The sequence below is a fragment of the Sphingomonas sp. 28-62-20 genome (genome assembly GCF_002281505.1).
On sequence record NZ_NCGH01000031.1, the window covers coordinates 21,616 to 31,835 of the forward strand.

General features: G+C 60.0%; 8 protein-coding genes and 1 pseudogene. 3 read left to right on the forward strand and 6 right to left on the reverse strand.

Going from position 1 to position 10,220, the window contains the following annotated elements; all coding sequences use genetic code 11:
• The first annotated feature begins 105 nt into the window (after positions 1–105).
• Genes modA through B7Y43_RS18395 form a run of 3 tightly spaced genes read left to right on the forward strand, consistent with a single transcriptional unit; the run spans position 106 to position 2,117 of the window.
• Entirely contained in the window at positions 106–813 is a 708-nt protein-coding gene (gene modA, locus B7Y43_RS18385; RefSeq protein ID WP_374133140.1) for a molybdate ABC transporter substrate-binding protein, read from the forward strand.
• Positions 814–817: 4 nt separating this feature from the next.
• Positions 818–1,507 (forward strand): molybdate ABC transporter permease, encoded by a 690-nt coding sequence (modB, locus tag B7Y43_RS18390; RefSeq protein ID WP_374133133.1) that lies wholly within the window; start codon positions 818–820, stop codon positions 1,505–1,507.
• A complete protein-coding gene (locus B7Y43_RS18395; RefSeq protein ID WP_374133134.1) occupies positions 1,497–2,117 on the forward strand; it encodes an ATP-binding cassette domain-containing protein in 621 nt (206 codons plus the stop codon). Before modB ends, B7Y43_RS18395 begins: the two co-directional genes overlap by 11 nt.
• 100 nt (positions 2,118–2,217) lie before the next feature.
• On the opposite strand, the gene B7Y43_RS18400 is transcribed toward B7Y43_RS18395, so the two are convergent.
• The 6 genes and pseudogenes from B7Y43_RS18400 to B7Y43_RS18425 form a co-directional block, all read right to left on the reverse strand.
• Positions 2,218–4,518 carry a TonB-dependent receptor gene (locus B7Y43_RS18400; RefSeq protein ID WP_374133135.1) on the reverse strand — a complete coding sequence of 767 codons (2,301 nt, stop codon included), beginning with the start codon at positions 4,516–4,518 and terminating at the stop codon, positions 2,218–2,220.
• A gap of 240 nt (positions 4,519–4,758) precedes the next feature.
• Positions 4,759–5,610 (reverse strand): helix-turn-helix transcriptional regulator, encoded by an 852-nt coding sequence (locus B7Y43_RS18405; protein ID WP_374133136.1) that lies wholly within the window; start codon positions 5,608–5,610, stop codon positions 4,759–4,761.
• A gap of 46 nt (positions 5,611–5,656) precedes the next feature.
• Positions 5,657–6,022, reverse strand: coding sequence for a hypothetical protein (locus B7Y43_RS18410; protein WP_374133137.1), 366 nt, complete (start codon positions 6,020–6,022; stop codon positions 5,657–5,659).
• A gap of 463 nt (positions 6,023–6,485) precedes the next feature.
• Positions 6,486–6,800: a hypothetical protein gene (locus B7Y43_RS18415; protein ID WP_374133138.1), complete on the reverse strand. Its 315-nt coding sequence runs from the start codon at positions 6,798–6,800 to the stop codon at positions 6,486–6,488.
• Positions 6,801–7,138: 338 nt separating this feature from the next.
• On the reverse strand, positions 7,139–7,684 hold the full coding sequence (locus B7Y43_RS18420) for a hypothetical protein (RefSeq protein WP_374133139.1): 546 nt from the start codon (positions 7,682–7,684) through the stop codon (positions 7,139–7,141).
• A gap of 246 nt (positions 7,685–7,930) precedes the next feature.
• Positions 7,931–10,220 (reverse strand): annotated as a pseudogene (locus B7Y43_RS18425) (DNA-directed RNA polymerase subunit beta'); the annotation flags it as partial.

Consider the following 10,220-nt stretch of genomic DNA (forward strand, 5'->3'; position numbering starts at 1 on the left):
CCAAGTGCTATATACGATGGGGAATAGCAACGGGAGTTGATCGACGTGCGCAGGCTGATCAAATTCGTAGTGATAACGACATTGGTCGGGACTGGCGCGCCTGCGATGGCAGCGGATCGAATCGCCCCCCTGATCCTCGCTGCTGCCTCGCTGCAGGAATCGATGAGCGCCGCAGCCGATGCCTGGGCGCGCCAGGGGCACCCGCGCCCGCTCATCTCTTTCGCCGCGTCGTCAGCCTTGGCGCGACAGGTCGCTGCGGGTGCTCCTGCCGACCTGTTCGTATCGGCCGACGAGACGTGGATGGACGATCTCGCCAAGCGATCGCTGATCGTGCCGACAACGCGGATGTCGTTCCTCGGCAATAGCCTGGTGATCGTGGCGCCTGCAGCGAGCAAGGCCCGGCTAGATTTCCGTAATCCCGCTCGGCTGGTCGCAACCCTTGCGGCGGGGCCGCTGGCGATGGCCGACACCGACGCTGTCCCAGCGGGCAAATATGGTCGCGCCGCGCTGCAGAAGCTGGGCGTCTGGAGCGGGGTGTCGCCCAGGGTCGTGCGTGCTGAAAATGTCCGCGCGGCGCTGGCGCTGGTTGAACGCGGTGTCGCCCCACTCGGAATCATCTATGCGACCGATGCCAGAGCATCGAAGGCGGTGCGCGTGGTCGCTGTGTTTCCAACCAACAGCTATCCAGCGATCAGCTATCCTGTCGCGCGCCTAAAGGCGTCGACCAATCCGGAAGGGGAGGGCTTTCGCCGCTTCCTGGTTTCGCGCGAGGGAAAGGCCATTTTCGTGCGCTATGGTTTCAGCGTACGCTGACGCGATGTTGTCTGCCGCTGATTGGGCCATCATCTGGCTAACGTTACAGGTTGGCGGCGTGGCGATGGCTGCCATGCTGCCAATCGCGTTCGCGCTTGCCTGGATTTTGGCGCGCACCAGCTTTCCGGGCAAAATTATCCTTGATGGCATTGTGCATTTGCCGCTGGTGCTGCCGCCAGTGGTGACTGGCTGGTTGCTGCTGCTGGCCTTTGCGCCCAACGGGCCGATTGGCGGCTGGTTGCAGGCATGGTTCGGGATCAGCGTGTTGTTTCGGTGGACCGGGGCGGCGATTGCCGCTGGCGTGATGGCACTGCCGCTGATGGTGCGCGCGATGCGGCTGTCGATCGAAGCCGTTGACCAGCGGCTCGAAAGCGCGGCGCGGACCTTGGGGGCAGGGCGCTGGCATGCTTTCCGCACGATCACGCTGCCGCTCAGCATGCCGGGCATCCTTGCCGGGCTGGTGCTGGGCTTCGCGCGATCGATCGGCGAGTTTGGCGCGACGATCACCTTTGTCTCCAACGTGCCGGGCCAGACGCAAACCCTGCCGCTGGCCATTTATGGCGCGCTGCAGCTGCCCGATGGCGAGGCAGTGGTCGTCCGTCTTGCGCTGGTATCCGTGGCCTTGTCGCTGGCGGCACTGGTCGGGTCAGAGCTGTTGGCGCGGCGCAGCGGGCGGGGGCTGCATGTCCTTTGATGTCGATATCATGGCGCGGGTCGGCGATACCGATGTCGCGGTCCGGCTGATGCCAGTGGATGGGCTGACGATCTTGTTCGGCCCGTCGGGGGTCGGCAAAACCAGCGTGCTCAACATGATCGCTGGGCTGCGGCGTCCCGATCGCGGGCACGTGGTTGTGGCGGGAAGCCGCTTATTCGACGCCGCCTGCGGCATTGATCGTCCCGTGCCCGAACGCCGTGCAGGCTATGTCTTTCAGGAACCGCGCCTCTTCCCGCATCTGCGCGTGGGGGCCAATCTGCTTTATGGGCAAGCGCTCGCCCCGGTTGCGGATCACTGGATTGATCTGCCGACGGTGACGGCTTTTTTGGGCATTGACCATCTGCTTGATCGCTGGCCGCGCAGCTTGTCAGGCGGCGAAGCGCGGCGGGTGGCGATTGGGCGGGCGCTGCTGGCCGCGCCGCGCTTTTTGTTGCTCGACGAGCCGCTGTCGTCGCTCGATCGACCGCGTCGAGAAGAAGTGATGACCGCGATTGAGCATATCCGCGACGTGCTCAAACTGCCAATCCTGATGGTCACGCATGATCACCAGGAAGCCGAACGGCTCGGTACCCAGATTATCGAAATGTAACCAACAAAAAAGGGCCGCCGCCCCAGAACCAGGGGCCCATGCGGGGGCATGGTTCACTGGTTCTTTTTGGGCGACGGCCCGCCAGGAGGCGATTAACCGATCAGAAGCCCAATCGCGCCTGCACGCCAACAATCCGTGGTTCGTTGATGAAGCCCGTCAGGTTGTTGAAATCAATCGCGCTGACACTGCGGATCTGGTTGGTGACGTTGCGCACAAAGACGCCGACATCAAGCTTGTTGTCGAGCTTATAGCCCAGTTTCAGGCCGCCCTCGAGCAACGAGCGCCCGCGGAACTCGACTGCCTCATACAGGAAATAGTTGATTGAGCTGCGGAAGGCCCAGTCCGTGAAGAGATAGACTTCACCGCTGCCCACCGGCACAGCATAACGCCCCGTCCAGTTGACAACAAAGCGCGGCGCCTGGGGCAGATCATTGCCGTTGATCCGGGCAAGACCAGCAACGACAGGATCAGTTGGAGTGCAGACCCCCGATCCGCAGGGCGCGACGCCAATCGTCGGATCGCGCAATTCGGTGAAGTTGTAGCTGCCGCTCGCCGTCAGCACCAGCGCGGGGATGGGACGTGCCTCGAACTCCGCTTCAACGCCGTACCCCACCGCATTGGCGGCAGACAGCAACCGCGTCGAGTTTGACGCGCCGCCGACTGCGGTGATCTGCAGATCGTCGGTGCTCCAATAATAGCCATCAAGCGCGAAACGCAACGTCTGATCCGGCGTCGCCCCCTTAATGCCGGCTTCACCCGAAATCGTCGTCTGCTTCGGCGCGACCACGGGCACGCTGCCAAAGGTCACGCGATCCTGGATCGCTGGCCCCTGATAGCCGGTGGCAACGCGAGCGTAGACGCTCACATCGGAGGTAACGGCATAAGTGCCGCTGACATCCCAGGTGAACTCGCCATCATTGGTGCGCGTGCGGATCGGCAGGCGCAGGCCAAAGATGATTGGCGAGCCGCCCGGCGTCCGGTCCGTGATCAGATCGTCGCGGTCGTCATGTGAATAACGGCCACCGGCACGCAGCGTCAGCTTGTCGGTTGCCTTATATTCGACCGAGGCGAAGACGCCGTAATTCTCATTGCTGTTGCGATGATCGATGAATGAATTCAGATCGCGCGCGCGCGACCCAGTGGTTGGGAAATTATAGTTGAATTCGGCATAATTCAGCTTCTGGTTGAAATAATACAGCCCGCCCTGTGCGCGGAAGCCGCCAAATTCATCGGACGCAAAACGCAATTCCTGGCTGAATTCTTCCGGGCGGGTAAGGCCACCGGTATTGACGGGGAAAAGTGCGCGATTGAGGCCAACCGGCGGGAAGGCATAGGTGTTGCCGCCATCGATGTCGCCGGTGCTTTCAACACGCGCCTTTTCAAACGCGGTCACCGAATAAAAAGTGCCGACGCCGTCGACAAGATAATCGAGCTTCAGGTTGATGCCCCATTGCGTCAGCGACTGGCTGGTATAGCCGTCGAGCGCGACGCGGTCGGGCCGGAAACCAGCGGAGAAATTGTTGCTGCCCTGCTGGATCGCCCCGGCCCGGAATACGCGCGGCGTGCCATCAAGATCGCGGCCATGCACGTTCAGCAACGCGTTGAAATCGTCGCTATGATAGGCGATCTGGAAGCGACCGGCCAGGTCGGTATAGCCTTCCAGCATGCGGTTCGCATTGCCGGTGGTCGATGTGTTGGTGATCCAGTTGTCACGGCGCTGCAAAATGCCCGATGCGCGGAACGAGAAGCCACCACCAATCGGACCGCCAACAGCCGCCTCGGCATTGACGGTGTTATAGGTCGCCCAGGAAGCGCTGCCATAGCCCGACCAGACATCGCGTGGCGCAGCCGAGGTCAGCTTGACGACGCCCGCCGGCGTGTTGCGGCCGAACAAGGTGCCCTGCGGCCCGCGCAACACTTCAACATTGGCGAGATCGAAGACCGGGAAGGATTTCAGGAACGGGCTTTCCAGCGCGACGCCGTCATACACCACCGACACCGGCTGGGCGGCGTTGGGATCGAAATCGGTATTGCCCAGGCCGCGAATGTAAAAGCGGGGGAAGGTGCGGCCAAAGGACGATTCGATGTTCAGGCTGGGCGTGCGGCCCGACAGGAAGCGGATATCAAGCCCGCTCGAATTGATCGTATCCAGCGTCGCGCCCGACAGCGACGTCACCGCGATCGGCACGTCCTTGCTGAGTTCTTCACGGCGCGTGGCGGTAACGGTGATCGGGGGCAGGCCGTCATCGCTCTCATCGGCTTGCGCTGGGGCGACAACAGGAGCTGCGGGGGCCGGATCGGCTGCCAGCGCTGGCGTTGCCGCCATGGCAAGGATCAGGAACGACGCGCCGCAAGAAAGCGAGCGGGCAAAGCGGCGGTTCGATAAAGGCATGGCAGACATGATTCCCCCGATGAAAAAGACAGCATCCTCCCCGTCATCCGTGTGACCCGGATTGTCCGTCGTTCGGTAACATAGTTGTCACGACACTCAAGATGGGGCCAGCGACACTGCGTGAAATAGATGTGGATAGTTGCTGCCATGCACCACTGCCACGCGGTGGGGGGTGCCTGGATCGGTTACTTGTCCGGATAAGCGAACAGGATGGCGCGCAAGACGGCTCCCTTGGGCAAGGCACCGAACCTAAGCCAGTGCTGTCGCCACGCACGCAGAATGGACGACGTCGAACCGTGCTTGCGCATTGATCAGCAGCGATGGCTTGATCCCGAACATCCGTCGGAACGTCGCGCTGAAATGCGCTGAGCTGGCAAAGCCGCCCGCCATCGCCGCATCGGTAAGGCTGGCACCGTCCTTCAGCGCAATCGCGGCAATCCCCATTCTGCGCCAAAGTCGATAACGGCGAAAGGGGACACCGGTTGCGCGCTTGATCCCCCGATGGAAATGGCTTTCGGATAAGCCCGCGAGGCTGGCGGCGATTTTTGCCGATCCGAAACTATCGGGTCGGTCGTCGATCGCCCGGATTGCTGCGGCGACCCCCGTGGGCGAAATGTCGTCAGCGGGATCGCCCAGGCCGAATAGGGCGAGCAGTCCGCGCACGATGTCTGCCGCCGTGCTGCCGATCGCGATCCCCGCGCAGTCGGCGGCGATGCGCGCCAGCTCTTCTGGCCGTGAGCCGATACACGCGCCAATCGTCCGCTGATCGTCGGCCAGCGCATCAAGATAGACAAACATCATTGGCCCCGCCGCGATCAGATGGTGAAGCGTGTTGGGGGGTATCAGCGCGATCTGCCGGGTCTCGGTTGGGCGATCTGGCGTTTGCGGCCACGCGATCTCGAACGGCATGGCAAGCGCGATCGCGAGCGTGGCGACGGCATTGCGATGCGGCGACAGGGCAAGGCACGGCCCGATATAGATCGCCCTTGCGCCCGCCAGAATGACGCGGGGGCGAGCGAAGATCGGTTCGGACGGTTCTGGTGAAGCCATCTCTATCAGCTTGCCGCGAAACGGCAGAGAGGCAAGCGGTTCTTGCTGCATGCCACCGGCCTTTGCGGAGGAAATCAGCCAGAGATTTGCTGATACTTTACCGCTGCAGCGCTTCCCAGGTGACCAGCGCCAGCAATGGCAAACCGACCAGATCGGTCAACGCAATCGTCCGCAGCGCCCCCGCTGGTGATCCGGCATGGGCATAGACGATCAGGAAGCCGACCATGCTGATACCCACCACCAGCACCCCGGCCGCCCGCGATTGTTCATCAAAGGCGGCCAGCAAAGCCAGCGCAAACACGCCGAGAAACAGGGCACCACGATGGGTCAACAGGATGCCGACGCTCCCCGATGACGGCACACCGTAAAGCCGCTGGATCAGTGATGGCATGAACAAGGCAAGCGACGGCATCGCATGAATCGCCGCCAGCCCAATCCAGGCCGCTTTGGTTAGCACTTCCATTGGTACGTCCCCCGCTAAACCTGCCAGCCGCCGCTAGAGCGTGATGCCGTTAGGTCGATTGAAGCTTACACCCGTTCGGCCCCGGATCAGGTCCGGGGGAAGTCGAAGCCCACGCGCTACACATGCCCTTCGACGTCGCTCAGGGCGAACCGGGTATGGGGTGATCCAATCCGACGTCATCACACTCTACAGGCCACCAAGGGTAGCGCGTCAGCATGGCTGGGGCTTTCATAAACCGATCAATTCCAGCCCGATCGCCGTCCCGGAACGAAAACTGCCGCCCGGTCCAGCGGGCGGCGGTTTTTCATCCAACGTTGATCGGTGGGATCAGCTGTAGGTGTTCAAATAATTGCCCGGAACTAGAGTGACGCTAGCGACGACAACTGCCGACCGACAACTAGGTATTGTGTTCCTGGAACTTGCAGGCGAACATTGCTGCAGTATTATTACACGAAACTGCGCTCTAGTCTTCAAAGATCTTGGATAACAAAAATACACCGCCAACAATTGCCGCTCCCGCCGCAACGAATGGCAGAGCCGCCACAACGACCGCACTTGTTGCTGCTGTCATTGCGATTGCCGGCGCAGTTATGGCGCCAACGCCGGACCCTAAAGCAGCTCCAACTGTTCCTCCAGTGGCCAAGGTAGCACCGACAGCTGAGCCAACCCGCGCCGACATCGGTCCCTTGGTTATTGCTTGCTTAGCAATAACGCCGGCGGCGGCGCCTAATCCAACACCTAAAGCTTGCGCCGCAATTCTTTCCGGTACATCAGCCATGATTTTTCCTTCTCAAAAGAAAAACTTACATTAAACTGGTATAACTGCAAAAATCAACGGCCTCTGAACATGTTTTTAGAATTTTTGCGTACACAAATTTTAAAGTTGCGGCGGCCTGAGAGTCTCATTCGAAATAATATGTCGTGATTGCATGATCTTGCGATACGTCGGGCGGTGCGTTGTGTCTAAGCCAAGTAGATTCATGCTGTGTACAATCAACCAACGCCAGCTTCATACCTAGATAATAACTAACATGGGCGCTGGGTTGAACGCGATTTACTCTAGGCTCGGACAGATGTCGATCTAATGCAACCGGTAATTCATCACCGAAATCTCAGTTAGGTGAAAATCCCTCCCCCGGCATTGAACATACTCAACAACACTGGCAACCCTATCATATGAATCATCATCGACGCAAATCCTGCCCAGTAAGAGGGTCGGAACACACCGGTTAAAAGAACCCACACTATATTCTTATCTTTGAACCAAACTGCATAGCAAAAAAGGACTGTATTAAGAAGCCAATACAACAGCCATCCGATAAAAAATGCTTTGTTACCGAAATCTGCTCTTTCCGTATATAGCACTCCATCGATCAAGTAATTGCGAATATAGGCAAAGGAAAAACTGAACACAATCATAAAAAATATCATCAAAAAGAAATAAGATTGTCCATTATTGAATCTATCTCGTAATATAATTGAAGTCCCGTATCCTGCAAAAGATGTGAAAAGAATTATAATGAGGAGAGCGACACTCGTGCTTGGTGGCTTGTAGTGCGGAAACAAATCGATATCGATCCATTTCAATAACGCTAGAATGAATCCTGCGATTGCAACCAGATTGGCAATAAAGGAAATGCCTCGTTCAGCGCCTGATGTCACTGCTCAGTCCCCCGTATCAGATTTATTGCACATTTTTGGCTGATAGGCTAGCAGTTCGGATTCGGTGGCACAATACTTCACCCCTTCGTGTTAGCGATTACCATGGCCGCGTCGCCCGTTGGCTGCTTGGCCACAGAAGCCTGTTTCCGCTGAGATCAGCTCAATCGACCATCGCCGCCACGCAAAAAAGCCGCCGCCCAGGTTTCCCCGGACGGCGGCCTTTCATCCAACGCTGATCGGTGAGGATCAGCTATCGGTGTTCAGATAGTCCCCGGCATCAGCATCAGTGCCGTGACCGCTGGAAACAACCGCCGCGAGCGCATCGTCGCCCGTGCCGCCCGCATCGCGTGCCGAACGATGAAGCTCTGCTTCATGCTCTTCAGCCGCCGAATTTGGCGCGGTGATGGCCACTTCGTCCATCCGGCGTTGTGCCACGCGCATGGCCGCATCGCGCGAGTTGGCCGTCACGCGCAGGCGGTTGAGGCCGGCGCCGGTGCCTGCCGGGATCAACCGGCCGACGATGACGTTTTCCTTCAGGCCGATAAGCGTATCCTGCTTGCCCTGGACCGCCGCCTCGGTGAGGACGCGGGTGGTTTCCTGGAACGACGCCGCCGAGATGAAGCTGCGGGTCTGCAAGCTGGCCTTGGTGATGCCGAGCAGCACAGGCTTGCCCTGCGCTGGGGTCTGCTTCTTGTCGAGCTTGGAGTTGATGTCGTCCATCTCCTCGCGGTCAACCTGTTCGCCCGCCAGCAGCGTGGTGTCGCCGCCATCGGTGATCTCAACCTTTTGCAGCATCTGGCGAACGATCACCTCGATGTGCTTGTCGTTGATCTTCACGCCCTGCAGACGATAGACTTCCTGGATTTCCGCGACGAGATATTCCGCCAGCGGCTCGATACCGAGCACTTCCAGAATATCATGCGGATCAGGCGAGCCGCCGATCAGGTTGTCGCCGCGCTTGACGTAATCGCCTTCCTGCACGTCGATCACCTTCGACTTCGGCACCAGATATTCCACGACCTCGCCGCCATCCTCGGGCTGGATACCGATCTTGCGCTTGGCCTTGTAATCCTTGCCGAACACGACCCGGCCGGAAACCTTGGCGATGATCGCGTTTTCCTTGGGCTTGCGTGCTTCGAACAGCTCGGCAACGCGCGGCAGACCGCCGGTGATGTCGCGCGTCTTGGCGCTTTCGCGAGACACACGCGCAAGCACGTCGCCACCCGAAACGGTGGCCCCGTCCTCAACCGACAGCGTCGCCCCCGCCACGAGCATATAACGGCCCGCTTCCTCAGCGCTTGCCCCGGTCAGGGTCAGGCGCGGACGAAGATCTTCCTTCGACTTGGTCGCGGCACGATATTCAGTGACGACGCGCTGGGTGATGCCCGTTGCTTCATCGGCCTGCTCGGTCAGCGTCTTGCCTTCGATCAGATCGACATATTTCACGACACCCGGGTTTTCCGTGATCACCGGCATGGTGAATGGATCCCATTCGGCCATCCGGTCGCCCTTGGTCAGCTGATGACCATCGGGGAACAGGACATAGGCGCCGTACGGGATGCGGTGGACGGCGCGTTCGCGGCCCTCGGCATCGATGATCGCGAGTTCGCCCGAACGGCTCAGCACGACGCGGCGGCCGCGCTGATCTTCAATGATCCGCAGGTCACGATAGTCCATCCGGCCATCGGCCACGGCTTCCAGGTTCGATTGCTCGTTGAGCTGCGCCGCGCCGCCGATGTGGAAGGTCCGCATCGTCAGCTGGGTGCCGGGCTCACCGATCGACTGGGCGGCAATAACGCCGACCGCTTCACCGATATTAACGGGCGTACCGCGGGCCAGATCGCGACCATAGCATTTGCCACAGACACCGATCTTGGTTTCGCAGACCAGCGGCGAGCGGATCTTGCAGCTTTGCGTGCCCAGCGCTTCGATCGTCGCGATCATCGGCTCGTCGAGCAGCGTGCCCGATGGGATAACCACCGCGTTGGTCTTCGGATCGATGATGTCCTCTGCCGTGGTGCGGCCCAGGATACGCTCACCGAGCGAGGCGATGGTCGATCCGCCCTGCACGATCGCCCGCATTTCCAGCGCGCGGGTCGTGCCGCAATCGAGTTCGACGATGACGCAATCCTGCGACACGTCGACCAGACGGCGAGTAAGGTAACCCGAGTTGGCGGTCTTCAACGCCGTATCCGCGAGGCCCTTACGGGCGCCATGGGTGGAGTTGAAATACTCAAGGACGGTCAGGCCTTCCTTGAAGTTCGAGATGATCGGCGTTTCGATGATCTCACCCGATGGCTTGGCCATCAGCCCGCGCATCCCCGCAAGCTGCTTGATCTGCGCCTGCGAACCACGCGCACCGGAGTGCGCCATCATATAGATCGAGTTGATCGGTGCTTCGCGGCCATTGGGCAGCTTCTTGATCGACTTGATCTCATCCATCATGGCGTTCGCCACCTGGTCACCGCAACGGCTCCAGGCATCGATCACCTTGTTGTACTTTTCCTGCTGGGTGATCAGGCCGTCCTGATATTGC

Excerpts from the sequence above, each read along its gene's own strand:
- modA (WP_374133140.1), top strand. The coding sequence starts at position 106 with ATGGCAGCGGATCGAATCGCCCCCCTGATCCTCGCTGCTGCCTCGCTG.
- modB (WP_374133133.1), top strand. The coding sequence starts at position 818 with ATGTTGTCTGCCGCTGATTGGGCCATCATCTGGCTAACGTTACAGGTT.
- B7Y43_RS18395 (WP_374133134.1), top strand. The coding sequence starts at position 1,497 with ATGTCCTTTGATGTCGATATCATGGCGCGGGTCGGCGATACCGATGTC.
- B7Y43_RS18400 (WP_374133135.1), bottom strand. The coding sequence starts at position 4,518 with ATGTCTGCCATGCCTTTATCGAACCGCCGCTTTGCCCGCTCGCTTTCT.
- B7Y43_RS18405 (WP_374133136.1), bottom strand. The coding sequence starts at position 5,610 with ATGCAGCAAGAACCGCTTGCCTCTCTGCCGTTTCGCGGCAAGCTGATA.
- B7Y43_RS18410 (WP_374133137.1), bottom strand. The coding sequence starts at position 6,022 with ATGGAAGTGCTAACCAAAGCGGCCTGGATTGGGCTGGCGGCGATTCAT.
- B7Y43_RS18415 (WP_374133138.1), bottom strand. The coding sequence starts at position 6,800 with ATGGCTGATGTACCGGAAAGAATTGCGGCGCAAGCTTTAGGTGTTGGA.